The sequence below is a fragment of the Brevundimonas sp. Root1423 genome, from assembly GCF_001426805.1.
The window spans coordinates 59334-75582 of record NZ_LMFL01000013.1 but is presented as its reverse complement, the minus strand read 5'-3'; the positions used below and the strand labels follow the sequence as shown (position 1 = coordinate 75582).

Annotated in this window: 14 protein-coding genes and 2 pseudogenes; 5 read left to right on the top strand and 11 right to left on the bottom strand. The window is 67.6% G+C overall.

From position 1 onward, the window contains the following. Nucleotides 1-225: 225 nt before the first annotated feature. The 4 genes and pseudogenes from sucD to ASD25_RS10675 form a co-directional block, all read right to left on the bottom strand. A pseudogene (sucD, locus tag ASD25_RS10690) lies at nucleotides 226-1198 on the bottom strand (succinate--CoA ligase subunit alpha). Between the two features lie 53 nt (nucleotides 1199-1251). Beyond that, nucleotides 1252-2442: an ADP-forming succinate--CoA ligase subunit beta gene (gene sucC / locus ASD25_RS10685; protein ID WP_055827500.1), complete on the bottom strand. Its 1191-nt coding sequence runs from the start codon at nucleotides 2440-2442 to the stop codon at nucleotides 1252-1254. A gap of 180 nt (nucleotides 2443-2622) precedes the next feature. After that, nucleotides 2623-4134 (bottom strand): MFS transporter, encoded by a 1512-nt coding sequence (locus ASD25_RS10680; protein WP_055827503.1) that lies wholly within the window; start codon nucleotides 4132-4134, stop codon nucleotides 2623-2625. A 136-nt stretch (nucleotides 4135-4270) separates the two neighbouring features. Continuing rightward, nucleotides 4271-6469, bottom strand: coding sequence for a TonB-dependent receptor (locus ASD25_RS10675; protein WP_055827506.1), 2199 nt, complete (start codon nucleotides 6467-6469; stop codon nucleotides 4271-4273). A gap of 176 nt (nucleotides 6470-6645) precedes the next feature. Between ASD25_RS10675 and ASD25_RS10670 the strand changes: the two genes are divergently transcribed. Further along, complete coding sequence (locus ASD25_RS10670) at nucleotides 6646-7347, top strand: TetR/AcrR family transcriptional regulator (protein WP_055827509.1); 702 nt, start codon at nucleotides 6646-6648, stop codon at nucleotides 7345-7347. Here ASD25_RS10670 and ASD25_RS10665 read toward each other — a convergent pair. Continuing rightward, nucleotides 7334-7750, bottom strand: coding sequence for a DUF2141 domain-containing protein (locus ASD25_RS10665; protein WP_055827512.1), 417 nt, complete (start codon nucleotides 7748-7750; stop codon nucleotides 7334-7336). The two genes, ASD25_RS10670 and ASD25_RS10665, sit on opposite strands and share 14 nt — an antisense overlap. A gap of 64 nt (nucleotides 7751-7814) precedes the next feature. Here ASD25_RS10665 and ASD25_RS10660 point away from each other — a divergent pair, with 64 nt between their 5' ends. Beyond that, a complete protein-coding gene (locus ASD25_RS10660) occupies nucleotides 7815-8594 on the top strand; it encodes a LytTR family DNA-binding domain-containing protein (protein ID WP_055827514.1) in 780 nt (259 codons plus the stop codon). Nucleotides 8595-8640: 46 nt separating this feature from the next. On the opposite strand, the gene ASD25_RS10655 is transcribed toward ASD25_RS10660, so the two are convergent. From ASD25_RS10655 to ASD25_RS10645, 3 genes are all read right to left on the bottom strand, one after another. Further along, a complete protein-coding gene (locus tag ASD25_RS10655; RefSeq protein WP_055827518.1) occupies nucleotides 8641-10101 on the bottom strand; it encodes a carotenoid oxygenase family protein in 1461 nt (486 codons plus the stop codon). A gap of 10 nt (nucleotides 10102-10111) precedes the next feature. After that, the gene (locus ASD25_RS32940; protein WP_055827521.1) at nucleotides 10112-10516 is read right to left on the bottom strand and encodes a DUF2141 domain-containing protein; all 405 of its coding nucleotides are present in this window, start codon (nucleotides 10514-10516) and stop codon (nucleotides 10112-10114) included. Nucleotides 10517-10733: 217 nt separating this feature from the next. Further along, nucleotides 10734-11075 carry a hypothetical protein gene (locus ASD25_RS10645; protein ID WP_055827524.1) on the bottom strand — a complete coding sequence of 114 codons (342 nt, stop codon included), beginning with the start codon at nucleotides 11073-11075 and terminating at the stop codon, nucleotides 10734-10736. Nucleotides 11076-11365: 290 nt separating this feature from the next. Here ASD25_RS10645 and ASD25_RS10640 point away from each other — a divergent pair, with 290 nt between their 5' ends. Further along, complete coding sequence (locus ASD25_RS10640) at nucleotides 11366-12028, top strand: DsbA family oxidoreductase (protein ID WP_055827527.1); 663 nt, start codon at nucleotides 11366-11368, stop codon at nucleotides 12026-12028. 8 nt (nucleotides 12029-12036) lie between these two features. Here ASD25_RS10640 and ASD25_RS10635 read toward each other — a convergent pair whose 3' ends face one another. Next, nucleotides 12037-12555 (bottom strand): hypothetical protein, encoded by a 519-nt coding sequence (locus ASD25_RS10635; protein WP_055827530.1) that lies wholly within the window; start codon nucleotides 12553-12555, stop codon nucleotides 12037-12039. A 302-nt stretch (nucleotides 12556-12857) separates the two neighbouring features. Here ASD25_RS10635 and ASD25_RS33145 point away from each other — a divergent pair, with 302 nt between their 5' ends. Together ASD25_RS33145 and ASD25_RS10630 are read left to right on the top strand one after the other, a co-directional pair. Next, nucleotides 12858-13001 carry a hypothetical protein gene (locus ASD25_RS33145; protein WP_327019538.1) on the top strand — a complete coding sequence of 48 codons (144 nt, stop codon included), beginning with the start codon at nucleotides 12858-12860 and terminating at the stop codon, nucleotides 12999-13001. 90 nt (nucleotides 13002-13091) lie between these two features. Further along, nucleotides 13092-13637, top strand: a complete 546-nt coding sequence (locus tag ASD25_RS10630; RefSeq protein WP_056617243.1) for a hypothetical protein — start codon at nucleotides 13092-13094, stop codon at nucleotides 13635-13637. Between the two features lie 398 nt (nucleotides 13638-14035). Here ASD25_RS10630 and ASD25_RS10625 read toward each other — a convergent pair whose 3' ends face one another. Beyond that, nucleotides 14036-15085 carry an HPP family protein gene (locus ASD25_RS10625; protein ID WP_056617238.1) on the bottom strand — a complete coding sequence of 350 codons (1050 nt, stop codon included), beginning with the start codon at nucleotides 15083-15085 and terminating at the stop codon, nucleotides 14036-14038. A gap of 167 nt (nucleotides 15086-15252) precedes the next feature. Next, nucleotides 15253-16185, bottom strand: a pseudogene (locus ASD25_RS10620) (phosphomethylpyrimidine synthase ThiC); the annotation flags it as partial. Nucleotides 16186-16249 lie beyond the last annotated feature (64 nt).

Genomic DNA, 16249 nt, shown 5'->3' with positions numbered 1-16249 from the left:
CCCTTGGATCGGTGCGCGCACGCCTGCGTACAACCGGCGCCGCTGATATAGGCGCTGTTTCCTTATCGGTCATGACCGAATGGGGGCCAAAGGGTCGAAATTCGCCTAATTCGGGTGAAATTCGTACGTCTCTTGTCCCGGCGCCGGGACAAGTCGGGCTGCACTCTCAGACCGTGATCCTCGGGTCAAGCCCGAGGATCACGGTCGGGAAGGGAGGCGGTGCGCCTAGCCCTTGAGGACTTCCACCAGCGTCGTGCCGAGACGCGCGGGCGACGGCGAGACGCGGATGCCTGCCGCCTCCATGGCCGCGATCTTGGACTCCGCGTCGCCCTTGCCGCCCGAGACGACGGCCCCGGCGTGGCCCATGGTGCGGCCCTTGGGCGCGGTGCGGCCGGCGATGAAGCCGACCATCGGCTTCTTGCGGCCCTTCTTCGCCTCGTCGATCAGGAACTGGGCCGCGTCCTCCTCGGCCCCGCCGCCGATCTCGCCGATCATGACGATGGATTGCGTCTCGTCGTCGGCCAGGAACAGCTCCAGCACGTCGATGAATTCGGTGCCCTTGACCGGGTCCCCGCCGATGCCGACGGCCGTGGTCTGGCCGAGGCCCTCGTTGGTGGTCTGGAACACCGCCTCATAGGTCAGGGTGCCCGAGCGCGAGACGATGCCGACGTTGCCCTTCTTGAAGATCGAGCCCGGCATGATGCCGATCTTGCACTCGTCCGGGGTCAGGATGCCGGGGCAGTTGGGGCCAAGCAGGCGGGACTTCGACCGATCCAGCCGCGCCTTGACCCGCACCATGTCCAGCACCGGGATGCCCTCGGTGATGCAGGTGATGAAGGGGATCTCGGCCTCGATGGCCTCGATGATGGCGTCGGCGGCGCCCGCCGGCGGGGGTGAAGGTGATGAAGGGGATCTCGGCCTCGATGGCCTCGATGATGGCGTCGGCGGCGCCCGCCGGCGGGACATAGATGACCGAGGCGTCGGCGCCGGTGGCGTCTCGCGCCTCGGCCACCGAGGCGTAGATCGGCAGGGTCTCGCCGCCCGAGCCGGTCCAGGTCTGGCCGCCCTTGGTCGGGTGCACGCCGCCGACCATCCTGGTGCCGTGATAGGCCAGCGCCTGTTCGGTGTGGAAGCCGCCGGTCTTGCCGGTCAGGCCCTGGACGATGATCCTGGTGTTGCGGTCGACGAGGATGGACATGGATATTCTCTGATTATTCGGTCAGCGGGACGGTCGGTGGCGAAGCCGAAGCTTCAGCCGACCGCCGCGACGATCTTCTGGGCGGCGTCGTCGAGGTCGTCGGCGGGGGTGATGTCGAGGCCCGACTCCTTGAGGATTTTCTTGCCCAGCTCGGCGTTGGTGCCTTCGAGGCGGACGACCAGCGGCACCTTCAGCCCCACTTCCTTGACCGCGGCGACCACGCCCTCGGCGATGACGTCGCACTTCATGATGCCGCCGAAGATGTTGACCAGGATGCCCTTCACGGCCGGGTCGGCGGTGATGATCTTGAAGGCCGCCGCGACCTTCTCCTTGCCGGCGCCGCCGCCGACGTCGCAGAAGTTGGCGGGCTCGGCCCCGTACAGCTTGATGATGTCCATCGTCGCCATGGCCAGGCCGGCGCCGTTGACCATGCAGCCGATGTTGCCGTCCAGCGAGATATAGGCGAGGTCCCACTTCGAGGCCTCGATCTCCTTGGCGTCTTCCTCGGTCTCGTCGCGCAGCGCCTTCATGTCCTCGTGGCGGAACAGGGCGTTGCCGTCAAAGCTGACCTTGGCGTCCAGCACCCGCAGACGGCCGTCCTTCATGACGATCAGCGGATTGACCTCCAGCATGGCCATGTCCTTGTCGACGAAGGCCTTGTAGAGGATCGGGAACAGGGTCTTGCCGTCCTCGGCCGCCGCGCCCGTCAGGCCGTAGGCGGTGTTGATCTCGGCGACATTGGCAGGGGTCACGCCGGCTTCCGGATCGATGTCGATGGTGAGGATCTTCTCGGGCGTGTCGTGGGCGACCGCCTCGATGTCCATGCCGCCCTCGGTCGAGACCACGAAGGACACCCGCCCGGTCGAGCGGTCGACCAGCAGGGAGCAGTACAGTTCGCGGTCGATGTCGGCGCCGTCCTCGATATAGAGGCGGTTGACCTGTTTCCCGGCCGGGCCGGTCTGGGCGGTGACGAGCGTATTGCCCAGCATCTCTTTCGCATTCTTGACCACGTCCTCGATCGAGAAGGCCAGGCGCACGCCGCCCTTGGCGTCGGGCCCCAGTTCCTTGAACCTGCCCTTGCCGCGGCCGCCCGCGTGGATCTGCGACTTCACCACATAGAGCGGGCCGGGCAGCTGTCGCGCGGCGGCCTCGGCCTGGTCGGCCGAGGTGATGGCCACGCCGGCCGCGACCGGTGCGCCGAAGCCCTTCAGGACCTGTTTGGCCTGGTATTCGTGAATGTTCATGGGGAGGCGCCGCCGGACTGCTGGGAGGAGTTGCGGCGCTTATAGGGGCTGCGCCTTCGCAGGCGCAACAGGCGAGGGAACAGGTTCCAGGGGATAGGGGCCAGGGAGGATCGGAGCTCCGCCGCGGTCGCAGCGCCAAAACCTGATCCCTGGAACCTGGAACCTAAAACCTGGAACCTTCTAGTCGACCCAGTCCCTCTTCAGCGTCCGCGAGGCGCCGATCAGCAGCACCGCCGCCAGCAGATAGAAGCCCATGCCGGTGTAGATGGCCCAGCGCAGGCTCTCCTCGCCGAAGCGGGGCGCCAGCAGGTCGCTCATCCAGCCGAAATAGTAGAAGCCGACGGCGATCCCGAGCAGATTGTTGATCAGCAGGAACAGGGCCGAGGCGGTCGAGCGCATCGGCGCCGGAACCAGGTGCTGGATCGAGGCGGTGATCGGCCCCAGCCAGGCCAGGTTCAATCCGGTCGGGATGATGAAGATCAGGAAGGCCAGGATCAGCTGCTGGGCGTTGGTGCCGCCGCCCGGGATCACCAGGCCGATCAGCCACGGCGAGTTCATGGCCAGGATGAACATGGGCGCCGAGATCAGGAAGGCGATGGCGGGGGTCAGGGGATAGGCCCCCTTGCCGCGCTTCGACAGCTTGTCGGCGATGGCGCCGCCGGCCCAGATTCCCAGGGTCCCGCCGATCAGGGCGATGCCGGCGTAGTACCAGCTGGTCTGAGACAGGGTCAGGCCGAAGCTGCGCATGAAGAACAGCGGCAGCCAGCCGGCGACGCCGTAGCCGCACACCGAGGACGAGGCCGCGCCCAGGGCCAGAAGCCAGAAGCTCGGCTTGGGAATGACCGCCGAGGCGGTGCGGCGCGCGATGGTCAGGGAGATGCCGATCACCATGGCCAGCAGCCCGCCGAAGGCGAACACCAGCGGATTGCCGAGGGCCAGGCCGGCGAAATGGATCAGGGCCGCGAGGGTCAGGGCGCCGGCTCCGATGCCCAGCATGATCAGGGCCGCGATCGCGCCCGCCCGGCCGGAGCCGACCACCGGCGCGGCGGCGATGACCGCCAGCTCGGCCTCGGTCTTGGCCGTGTCGGTTCCGCCGCGCGTGGGATTGCGCACCGTGAACAGAAGCACCGGCGCCAGCACCACGCCGAGCAGGCCGACGGCGATGAAGGCCGTGCGCCAGCCGTAGGTCGCGGCCAGCAGGCCGCCGACGAGCGTCCCTGCCGCCGTGCCCAGCGGAATGCCGAAGGCGAAGGCCGCCAGGGCCCGCGCCCGCTGATGCGGCGGGAAATAGTCGGCGACGAGGGAATAGGCCGGGGCCACGCCCCCCGCCTCGCCGACGCCAACGCCCATGCGGAACAGGAACAGCTGGGTGAAGGATCCGGCCACGCCGCACAGGGCGGTGAAGCCGCTCCACACCGCCAGGGCGCCGGTCATGATCCAGACGCGGCTGTAACGGTCGGCCAGCCAGGCCAGGGGAATGGCGAGGGTCGAATAGACCGAGGCGAAGGCGATCCCGCCCAGCAGGCCGAACTGGCTGTCGGACAGGCCGAACTCCGCTTTCAGCGGCGCCGCCAGGATGCCGATGATCTGCCGATCCAGGAAGTTCAGCATATAGACGAGGATCAGGATCGCCAGGACGTAGAAGCGATATCCGGGCCGAACGGCGGGCGCGGCGGCGTCCGTGGCGGTCATGGCGTTTCCCTCGATTTGGTCTTCTGGTTGGGCCGAACGGTAGCGGCGCTTTTCAGCAGCGCCAAAGAAAAAGGGCGGCGGCTCAGGAGAACCGCCGCCCATGATCAGATGGATCAGGTTTCAGGAGTCGTGGTGATCAGAACTTGACCTGCAGCGAGGCGGTGACCGTCTGCGGCGGGCCGTAGTAGCCGATGATCGAGTTGTCGAAGAGCGCGCCCGGGAAGTTGTAGCCGCCGACGCGGTACTCCTCGTCGGTCAGGTTCTTGCCGTAGAGGCCGAGGGTGTAGCGGTCGCTCGGGTCGGTCCAGACGATCGCCAGATCGACCAGGGTGTAGGCCTGCTGATCGAGGATCGGGTTCGGGAACTCGAACATGCTGGAGTCGCCGCGGTAGCTGACCGAGGGTGTGACCGCCAGGCTGCCGCCGGCCACGTCGCCGATCCAGGTCAGGCCGAGGTAGCCGGTCCACTCCGGGGCGTTCTGCAGCACGACCTGATCCGAGATGTCCTCGAACGCCAGGGTGGTCAGGTTGTAGCGCAGGAACTCCTCGAAATCGGAGTTCAGATAGCCGACCGCGAAGTTGGCCGACAGGCTGTCGAGGATACGCAGCTGGCCTTCGAACTCGGCGCCGTAGAAGGTCGAGGACCCGACGTTGTCGACGAAGCTGGCGATGCCGGCGACAGCCGGAACCTGGGTGGTGACCTGCTGGTCCTTGTATTCGTTGTAGAAGATCGAGGCGGCGAACGTCAGGCGGTCGAGCGCGCCCTTCAGGCCCATCTCATAGGAGTTGACCGTTTCGGGATCATAGCCGTTGACGGTGTTGGGCGTGAGGATCGCGTCGCCCCGCATGTCGAAACCGCCCGACTTGAAGCCCTGTGAGTACGAGGCGTAGGTCGTCATGTCGTCCGTCAGATCGAAGGACAGGGCGATGCGCGGTGTAAACTGGCTGAAGTCCTTGGAGCGGGTGTAGCTGGTCCGGAGCAGGGTCGGCGCGCGCGGCGTGCCGCCGAGCAACGGGCTGCGGGTGGCCGTGGCGTAGTTGGCGCGGAACACGGTTCCCTCCTTGTCGTCCAGCGTATAGCGGAGGCCAAGGCCAAGGTGCAGGCGGTCGGTCAGGTCGAGGTTGACGTCGGCGAAGCCCGCCCAGCTCTCGGTGTTCACCTGGCCGTTGGTGCCGATAACGAAGCCCGCATTGCCCAGGACGGTGTCGAAAGCGCCCTCCGCATGGCCATCCAGATAGAAGAAGCCGGCCACGCCCTGGATCCGGTCGTAGTCGAACAGGAACTGGAACTCCTGCGTCAGCTGATCGTCGGCATAGAAGCCCGGGATGTCCAGCGTCGCCGCCGGGGTGTTGTCGAAGTCGATCACCGTCGTGGTTTCGCCTTCGCGCCAGGCCGTGATCGACTTGAAGGTCCAGTGGTCGTTCAGGTCGATCTGGACGGTGGCGGAAGCGCCCTGGCTCATCACCGAGTTGTCGTCGCCGAGGCCGGCGTTGGTGTCATAGACGCTGGGCAGAACCGCGCCGGCCGGGGTGGCGCCGGCGACCAGACGGTGGCCGTGGCGGGGGTTGGAGTCGTCCTGGACCCGGTCATAGGCCAGGCGGATCGACATCTCCTCGCGGGGTTCCCATTCGGCGCTCAGGCGGCCGGCCAGAACGTCCTTGTTATAGTGCTCGGCGCCGGTGTTGATGTTCTCGCCGTAGCCGTCGCGCTGATAGCTGGCGATGGCGGCGCCGACGCGGAAAGTGTCGGCCAGCGGCAGGCTGCCCGAGGCCATCAGGTCGACCTGGTTATAGCTGCCGTAGGCGCCGCGCAGCGTCAGTTCGGGGTCATGCGACAGGCGGTTGGTGACGTATTTGATCGCGCCGCCGACCGTGTTGCGCCCGTAGAGTGAGCCTTGCGGACCGCGCAGCACCTCTATGCGCTGGACGTCGTAGATGTCCAGCACGGCGCCCTGCGGGCGGGCGACGTAGACGTCGTCGACGTAGAGGCCCACGCCGGGCTCGAAGCCCCACAGGGGATCCTGCTGGCCGACGCCGCGGATGAAGGAGATCAGGGTGGAGTTGGAGCCGCGGGCGACCTGTACGGTCGCGTTCGGCGTCTGCTGCTGCAGGGCGGTGATGTCGGAAGCGCCGGTCTGCTCCAGCCGCTCCTCGCCGAGGGCCGAAACCGAAATCGGCACGTCCTTCAGCAGTTCGTCGCGGCGGCGGGCGGTGACGACCACGTCGTCCAGCGCGGACGCCTGGTCCTGCGGTCCGACATTCTGGGCCACGGCGAAGGTCGAGAGCGCGCTCCAGGCGGCCCCCGCAAGCAAGGCGGTCTTTACGTAGCGATTCATGTGTAGCCCCAATCCAATGATTTCCAGCCCGAGACGCTTTTATTCAGCGTTCAATGATTTTCGCGGAACGTAATCGTTTTCGGCCGCCTGTCAAACAGCGCAGCTTCCCCGAAGTCAGCAGCGTCCCGACCTGTGGCGCCGTTGCACAGCCGGGGGAATGCAGCCTAGCTTGGCTCATGACCAAGCTCGATGCGCCGGCCGCCAGACGCGGACGTCCCCCGAAAGCCAAGGCGGCCGGTTCGGCCGACACTCGCGACCTGATCCTGGACGCGGCGGAGGACCTGTTCTCGAAGCACGGCTTCTATGGGGTCACGATCCGGGAGGTAGCGCGCGAGGCCGGGGTCGATACGGCGCTGGTGCACTATTATTTCGGGGCCAAGCGGGGGCTGTTCGACGCCGTCTTCCTGCGCCGGGCCGAGGTCTGGAACAACGAGCGGGTCGATGCGGTCAACCGCTATGCCCGCGAGGCCGGGCCGGGCGGGATGACGCTGGAGGGGCTGCTGGAGGCCTTCCTGCGCCCGCCGTTCCAGTGGTCGCTGAAGGGCGGCCCCGGGTGGAAGCACTATTCCGCCCTGGTGGCCCAGACCAACGCCAACCCGACCTTCGGCGGCGAGACCATGGCCCGCTATTTCGATCCGGCGATCCGGCGGCTGATCGAGCTGATCAAACAGATCATGCCCGAGGCGCGGGAGGTCGATCTGTACTGGGCCTATCACAACCTGTCCGGGGCCCTCACCCTGACCCTGGGCGAGACGGGGAGGCTGGACCGGCTGTCGGGCGGCCTGTGCCGCTCGGGCGATCTGGAGAGCGCCTGCGACTATATGGTGCGGTTCGCGGCGGCGGGGTTCCGGGCGGTGTGCCTGCCTAGCGAAGACTGATCTCCTGGCGGGCGCCGGCGGCGGGCAGGTCGAAGGCGGCGGCGTCGAAGGCCGGCGGACCGAAGCGGCCGCGGGCGTTGCGGGAAAAGCCGTAGGCCTCCTTCGGCAGGCCGATCGGCCAGGTGCTGAGGCGGCCGTTTCCGTCGGTGTCATGGAAGGCGGCGACGGCGTAACGGCCGGGCGTCAGGCCGGCGAGCGTGGTCGTCGTCACCCGGCCGGTGCGGGGGATCAGGGCGGTGCGCACGGCGCCCTCGCCGCGGCGCATTGCGTCGGCGTCGCGGTAGACCGCGATGGCGATCCGCCCCCCGGACGCGCGGGTCGACAGGGCCAGCGTCAGCTCGGCCGCCGCGGCCGGGGCGGCGGCCAGCACAAGGGCGGCGGCGAACAGCGATGCGCGCTTCATTCCGGGTCCGTTTCGTGGTCTCAAGGGCGGATCCACAGACCACGCCTGGAGGAGGCCGTCCAGCATGAGCGCGAGCGAGACCGGGCCGGATGTCGTGCGCATCGCCATCGACAGGCGGCTGTTGCGCGGGATCGCCGTGGCCCTGGCCGGCGGCGTGCTGCTGGCCCTGACCGGGGCCTTCGGCATGCACGACGTGTCGCTGGGGTTCCGGCTGACATACTGGCTGCCGGTGATGCTGATGGGGGCCCTGTGGGGGCATCTGTGCTCGCGGCTGGTCGAGCGGCGCGTGGACATCGACGCGCGGCCATGGCTGGCGGTGGCGGCCCTGACGGTGGTCATCTCCGGGCCGCTGGCGGTGATGGTCTGGGCCGTCACGGGCTGGTTCTTCGACGACGACCGGTCGGTGACGCTGGCGCGGCTGCCGGACTTCCTCGGGCCGGTGCTGGTGGTGACCGGGACGCTGAGCGCCCTGAACGTCTTTCTGGGGCGGACGCCGGTCCAGACGCATGCGGCGGCGGCGGGGGCGAAGCCGGCGCGGTTCCTCGACCGGGTGCCGTTCAGGCTGAGGGGCGCGGTCATCCGGGCGGTCCAGTCCGAGGACCATTATCTGCGCCTCCATACCGACCGCGGTTCGGACCTGATCCTGATGCGGCTGTCCGACGCCCTGGCCGAGCTGGAGGGGCTGGAGGGCGCCCAGACGCACCGCAGCTGGTGGGTGGCGAAGGACGCGGTGCGCGGGGTGAGCCGGCGCGACGGCCGGGCCACCCTGACGCTCGAGGGCGGGCTCGAGGCGCCGGTGAGCCGCCGCTACGCCAGGGCCCTGCGCGAGGCCGGCTGGTACTGAGCTCCTTCCCTGGCCTGCCGCGCCTCGCGCTGCCTGAGGCCATTTCCTACCCCGCCCAGACGCCATGGAAGCCGGCCGGCAGGGCGACGTCGGCGCGCCAGGTGGCGACCGGGCCGTCGGCGACGCAGGCGGCGTCGAAGGCGTGCAGCTCGGTGACCCCCTCGCGCAGATTGATCGACGGGGCGATCAGCCAGGCGTCGGTTTCGTCCGGGCCGCGGGGGACGAAGACGGCCTCCTCGACGATCTGGGTGACCCCGAAGTTGAAGTAGTCGGATACGCCGCTGTCCCAGTTCCAGGTCGCCAGACCGGTGGGCAGGGGGCGGTCGGGGCGCTCGCCGGCGACGTGGACGGTCAGGCGGCGGGGCAGGCCGGCGCGGCGCGGGTCGTTCTTCGGGAACTCGGCGGTGACGCCCGAGGAAGCCAGTTCGGCGCGGCCGTCGGCGTGGAGGGTGACCAGCTTGAGCACCGCATGCTCGCCGGGGACCGAGCCGCGCTGCTCGACCAGGACGCGGGCGCCGTCGATGGCGAAGGCGACGTCCTTGCCGGCGGCGACGTCGAAGCGGATCGTGCCGGACCTATCCTCCCAGGCGTCGCCGAGATGGAAATAGCTGAAGGCGGGCAGGTCGAAGAGGCGGCGGCGCGACAGGTCGGCCTTGTCGACGACGAGGATCTGGGTGCCCAGCTCGGGCTTCCAGGCGAACTGGCTGGCGTAGGGCATGCCGCGGTGGTCGAAGACCCAGGGCTGGAGCACCAGGATCAGGTGGCGGGCCGTGGCGGTGAAGTCATGCATGAAGCTGGCGCGCGGCAGGTCGATCAGCTGGGCCGTGTTAAGGCTGCGGTCGGCGTTGAGGCGCCAGACGATGGCCTTGTCGCCGTTCAGGCCGATGTTCCAGATCGTGCCGTCGGGGTCGTAGCGCGGGTGGGCCTGGAAGGGCATGCCCTTGAGGTCGTCGCGCAGGCTGACGAAGCGCCGGGTCGACAGGTCAGCGGCGGACATGGCCAGGGGCGAGCCGCCTTCCCATAGGGCCCAGACCTCGTCGCCGGCCAGCATGACGGCGGTGTTGGCGGCGTTGACGTCGTCGTTGGAGCCGACCCGGGCGCGGGCGTCGCCGGCGGTGCCGAAGCCGGGCGAGACCACGGCCCCGATCTCGCTCTCCCAGCGCCGCTTGGGGGTGTCGGCGAAGCGGGCGTCGAGGGTCACCTGGCCGTCGTTGATGCGGAAGGCCCGCATCAGGCCGTCGCCGTCGAACCAGTGGGTGGCCGAGCCGCCGGGGCGGCGGAACTTGCCCGGGCCGTTGCGGAACAGCGTCCCCGTCAGGCCCGCCGGGGCGCGGCCGTGGACGAGGCGCAGGACCCGCGGCGCGACGTCGGCCTCGAGGTCGGCGGTGGCCAGGGCCCAGTCGGCCGAGGCCTGCATGGCGGCCATGGCGCGGACCGTTTCCGGCGTCACCACGGCGGCGGAGAGGGCGGCGGCGCCCATGAGGAAGTTCCGGCGGGAGGCTTGCATCAGGGGGCCCCTAGCGGATGCTGATCGTCTGGGCGGTTTGGCCCGAGACGGGGAAGCGGGCGGCGGCCCAGCGGGCGGGGCCCATATTGCCCACGGCGTTGTTGGAGAAGGCGTAGGGCTCGATCGGGATGCCGAAGGGGTTGGCGTTCATCCGGCCGTCGCCGTTGACGTCGTGGAACGCCTTCACGGCGTAGTCGCCGGCGGGCAGGTGGTCGAAGCGGGCGACGACGGGGCCGTCGGCGGGGACGGCCAGGCGGGCGACGGCGGGGCCGCCGTTGTACGCGGCCTCGGAGTCATAGAGGGCGACCATGACCGAGCCGGTGCGGGCCCCGGTCTCGAAGGTGACGACGACGCTGGAGTCGGCGGGGGCGGCCTGGGTGGTCAGGAGCAGCAGGGCGGCGGCGAGGAAGAGCATGGGGCGGTCCTTGAACGGGGCCCGACGACCGGGCCGTTTCGATGGACCGACCCTGGGGCGGGGCCGGGGCCCCCGTCCTCAGGATTGCGGGATTTGCAGGCGGCCGTTCGCGAACGGCGGCGGGCGTGCGTTCACGAAGCGCGGGCGGACAGGCCTCCGGGGGCAGGCGGCGCGGGGCAGGCGGCGCGGAGTTCGGCGAGGGTGGAGCCGACGTGGCCTAGCCGCAGGCGCAGACGGCCTCCCGGACGCAGGTCGAGGCGCGGCCGGACCCCGGGGCGGCGTAGCGGGTCACGCCGGTGGCGCACCGGGCCGGTTGTCCGGCGGGGCAGACGGCGGTGCAGCCGCCGCAGACGCCGGTCGGGGCGGCGCTGCAGCCGGCGGCCTGGGCCGCGCCGGCGCCGGCCTCGACCCGGGTGATGACGGCGTCGACCTGCGAGGGGTGATCGCCCGCCGGCTGGCCGAAGGTGCCGAGGAAGCCGGCGCCGGGAATGCCGCCGGCCGGCACACAGCCCGCGAGCGCCAGGGCGAGCGTTGCGATAGCCAGGACGCGTTTGAACATGGGATCCTCCCCGGGATGGTCCTCAATGGGTAGGCGATCAGCGGTATTTGAGCAAGGCGGGACAGGGTCGGTCATGAGGCCGGATTTGCGGATTGGAGGTCGTCGTCCTTCCCCCATTTCGGGGGAAGGTGGGCCGCGCAGCGGCTCGGATGGGGGCTCTGTCCGGTTCTGTCCGGTTCGCCGTCAGCGAGCAGCGTTCGCCGCCGACAGCCCCCATCCGTCAGGCTTCGCCTGCCACCTTCCCCCGAAATGGGGGAAGGGCCATATGCGGCGGACACGGAGACCGCCCCATGCCCAAGACCCTCCACATCGACTTCGTCTCCGACATCGTCTGCCCCTGGTGCGTGGTGGGGCTGGGCGGGCTGGAGACGGCGCTGGCGACGCTGAAGGCCGAGGGGATCGAGGCGGAGGTGCATTTCCAGCCGTTCGAGCTGAACCCGCAGATGCCGCCCGAGGGCGAGAACATCGTCGACCACATCGGCCGCAAATACGGCTCGACCCCCGAACAGTCGGCGGCCAACCGGGCCATGATCACCCAGCGGGCGGCGGAAGCCTGGCCGGGGTTCGAGATGCGGATGGGGCCGGCTGGGCGCATCTGGAACACCTTCGACGCCCACCGGCTGCTGCACTGGGCGGGGACGGTGGGGATGGCGGAACAGAGGGCGCTGAAGGCGGCGCTGTTCACGGCCCATTTCACCGAGGGCCGGACGATGACGGACGCGGTGGTGCTCGCCGAAGCGGCGGCGGCGGCGGGGCTGGACCGGGACAAGGCGGTCGAGGTGCTGGCCGACGACCTCTATGCGGCCGAGGTGCGGGCGGCGGAGGCGCTGTGGGTCTCGCGCGGGATCACCGGCGTGCCCGCCGTGGTGGTGGAGGGGAAGTGGCTGATCTCGGGCGGGCAGCCGGCGGGGGTGTTCGAGGAGGCCCTCAGACAGATGGCCGCCGGGGGCTGAGTCGGCGCTCACGCGCCGGGTCCGGAAACATCGTTCACACCGTTCACATCGTTCACATCGTGCGCCTCGCGCGGGGGGCCGCTCTCCTCGAAGGCGCAGCGCAGGACCTCGTCGGCGTGGATCCGCCGCGCCAGCTCCCGGGCGTCGGACTCGATCACGGCGCGTACCCGGCGCCAGCGCAGGGCCTCGACGGCGTCGCCGCGCAGGACGGCCCGCATCATCCGCCGGTCGGCGATCCATTCGAGTTCGTGCAGTTCGACCTTGTCGAGGTCGCCGGCGACCCGGTCCTCCAGCAGCACGCCCTCGTCCCACGGGTCCAGCCGGACCGGCGGCGTCCACGGCTGGTCGGCCCGCCGCCAGCCCTCGCCGGCCGCCCGCTTGCGCAACGCGGTCAGCCCGACTCCGTGACGCCGGCAGCATTCGGGGGCGGAAATCCCGGCCAGATAGTCCTGGCGCACCTGGGCCCAGACCTCATCGGGCGCGCTGCGATGGCCGTTGGTGGATGTGGCGGGGGCGCCGTCGGGCATGGGGTCCTCCCTTGTGATCAGGAGGGAGGATAGACCCGGGGTACGTCAGATTTGGACGGGGGCGGGCCAGCGCCTGCCTTGTCATCCCGGCCCAGCCGCGCAGCGGCGCAGAGCCGGGACGACGGGGGTTTCCCCGTCCGCCCTCCCGGACAGCCCGTCAGGGCTGAGCCGGGAGCCATGCGGCGCGGCCCTGACCTGTCGCCCGGACAGGCGCGGTGCGCCTTCCGGGCGGGCGGGGGGTGGATGCTGTGCCGTCCCGGATAGCCGCTGCGCGGCTTCCGGGATGACAAGGGACCGGTGAGGTGCGGGCGGCGGAGGCGCTGTGGGTCTCGCGCGGGATCAACGGGGTGCCCGCCGTGGTGGTGGAGGGGAAGGGACTGATCTCGGGCGGGCAGCCGGCGGGGGTGTTCGAGGAGGCGTTGAGGGGGATGGCGGGGGAGTGGTGATTCCGCCCCATACGGCGAAGCCTGTTTATGTTTATTGGATTGACAAGACGATCTCGTTCATGCATAATGTGAGCATGACGGAGAATTCCCATGTCTGATCGCTCTCTTTCCGCCCTGCTGAGTTTCTTGGAATACCTCGGCTCTAAAGGCCTGATGCCCCGGAACACGGTCGGGGGGCGCCGCGCTGCGGTGTCGAAGATGCTTGGTGTCCTTGATCCGGAAGAGACCGGGGACGTGACCGCCCTGAACCTCGACCAGGTCATGACGCGGTTCGTGAACCTTGAGGGCAAGAACTACACGCCGGATAGCCTGACCGTTTATCGGAGCCGGGTGAATGCCTCGATTAATGACTTTGTGGCCTATCTGGACAATCCGGCCGCCTTCAAGCCTGGTGGTTCCAGCAAGAAGCCGAAATCAGAGGGAGGCAAGAAGCCTTCTCCGCCGAAGGCGCATGTTCAGACCAAGGTTCAGGACCCGGTGCCGCGTTTCGACACGACCCACGTCTCTCCGACGAACGTATTCCCGATCCCCATCCGTCCCGATGTGGTTGTCCGCATCCACGGCATGCCGTTCGACCTTACGACCGCCGAGGCCGAGAAGATCGCCGCCATCGTGAGGGCCATGGCCATGCCGTAGAATTAGAAAAGCCCGGGCGGACACCCGGGCTGATCCATTTCCTTATCGGGCACAACGGGGCTCGCCGGTAAGGAAGCCTTGGATGCACCAAAGAAGGTCTGTCGCAAGTTCTTCTTATGCCACGACGGCGGTAAATTCAAGGTTCACAGCGCCCCGGGAGGGCACAGGATGGCGCGCAAGCTCCCTCCGGCGCCCCCCGGTTACCGGTACATCTTCCGCGCTTCGCGGAAGTGCCGGTCGACTGGGGACGTGCTCTACGCCAAGGACTTCGGTCTTAGGGCGTGGCCGATTCTTATTCCCCGATAGGGAATAAGGAGCGGGTGGGCGGCACCTAGTTGGTGCCGCCCACCGTCTGGCTCATAGGCGAAGGCTATGATGTGGTCGAGGTTGAGGCGTACTTACCCGACTAGAAGCTGGAGCCGGCTAAGAAATCTTGTGTAGTCGCGAAGGCGCTCCAAATCAGACGGTGGCACCCCGTCAGGGTCGAAATGCATAACGTCGTTTCTTATCCGGCGGACGTCATCAAGGCCCTTGCAGAATATCGTTCTGTCGATTGCAATTCCAAATTTCGCCCACCGCTCTGGGTTCTCTAAGAGGCGAATATATTCTCCGAAGGTTAGATCCGCGACACCGATCACTTGTCGCTCTGCGTCCTCTTCATCGACACATCCGCGGAGCTCTTCAACGTCAAAACGGCGATCGATCATTATACGTAGGAGATTCTCGATCTCACTAAGCAGTAGAAATGGTTCCGATAGTTGCCGAAACTGAACGCTTAAATCACTAGCTGTGATGATGCCAGAAATACGGTTCTCTTCAGAGCGGACAAGCACGCAGTCTCGAGCAACTATAGTCTGTATAACATCAAACATGGAATCAGAGTGCCGAACCTCGTAGGCCTTCTCCATGTAGTCGCGAGCAAACGGCGCTTTGGTAGATAAAGCAATTTTGGCACCTATCGAGCCCCACGAAATTATACCCTTAACTTCGCGTTCGCTAGTCATAACCGGGATTTGGGAGAAATCACGTTCGAGCATAACGGTCACGACTTGCTCAATAGTCGAGTCTGGCTTGACGCTTATAACCCCTTGGTTAGCCGCAGCGAGCTTGCTGACGCGATAGGTCGGGTCTTGGCGGACCAGTTCGTTCTCTGCTGAAACCGCCCCCGAAGGCTCGGCTGGCGGAAGCTCGGTGGCGGCGGCATCGATGGGCTTCTTCTTATTGTAATCGTGTAGTTCGAAGGAGATGAGCGCATCTATATAGGCTGACTCAAAATCCGGGACCGTAACCAATCCCGCATCTTTCAACGCCTTCCGAATCTTCCAAACGACGACATATCCTCGACGCTGAGCACCGAACCACCAGAGAAATTGGCGGGTGGAAACGACCGGAGCCTCACCCTTGCCTTTAAGGGTTTTCGCGATCTGGTTTAGCTTATCGCCGTTCATTACCGCTCCTCGGTCCGCAACCTTCAAAGCCCAACGTCCAAGGGGCGGCGGTCTGCTTCATCTCAACCGAATAACTGAAGGTTGGGAAGACATTTGGCTGCGGCCAGAAATGAGGACCACGTTGCCGGCACCCTTTTGGATCACAAAACCACAGAGTAAGGCGGGCCTCACACCTTCACCTCCACCACCCCGCCGCCGGCCCTGAATTTCGCGCTCATCTCCGCCATCCCGGCCTCCGCCTCGGCCAGCGAGCCGCCCGCGTCGTTCTGCGCCGCCGCATCCCGCCGGATGTCCTGGCTGATCTTCATCGAGCAGAATTTCGGGCCGCACATGCTGCAGAAATGGGCGGTCTTGTGGGCCTCTTTCGGGAGGGTGGCGTCGTGGTATTTGCGGGCCGTCTCGGGGTCGAGGCCGAGGTTGAACTGGTCTTCCCAGCGGAACTCGAACCGGGCGCGGCTGAGGGCGTCGTCGTGCAGCCTCGCGGCCGGGTGGCCCTTGGCCAGGTCGGCGGCGTGGGCGGCGATCTTGTAGGTGATGACGCCGTCCTTGACGTCCTGACGGTCGGGCAGGCCGAGGTGCTCCTTGGGCCTGGCGCTGGTGATGTGGTCGTAGCCGGGGGCGATGTCGGTGGTCAGGGGCCCGAGCGTGTAGAAGGGCGCCTCGTGGCAGTGCTTCAGCTGCTCATCCATATTGGCCTTGATCTTGTGCATCGGCACATGGCCGGGGCCCTCGATCATGACCTGGCAGCCCCTGGCCCAGGCGATCTTGGTCAGTTCGCCGAGGGTGCGCAGCTCGGCGAACTGGGCCTCGTCATTGGCGTCGGCGATGGAGCCGGGGCGCAGGCCGTCGCCGAGGCTGAACGAGACGTCATAGGCCCGCATGATGTCGCAGATGTCCTCGAAATGCTCGTAGAGGAAGCTCTCGCGGTGATGCGACAGGCACCATTTCGCCATGATGGAGCCGCCGCGTGAGACGATGCCGGTGACGCGTYTGGCSGTCAKSGGCACGAAGGGCAGGCGGACGCCGGCGTGGATGGTGAAATAGTCGACGCCCTGTTCGGCCTGTTCGATCAGGGTGTCGCGATAGACCTCCCAGGTCAGGGAAATAGTCGACGCCCTGTTCGGCCTGTTCGATCAGGGTGTCGCGATAGACCTCCCAGGTCAG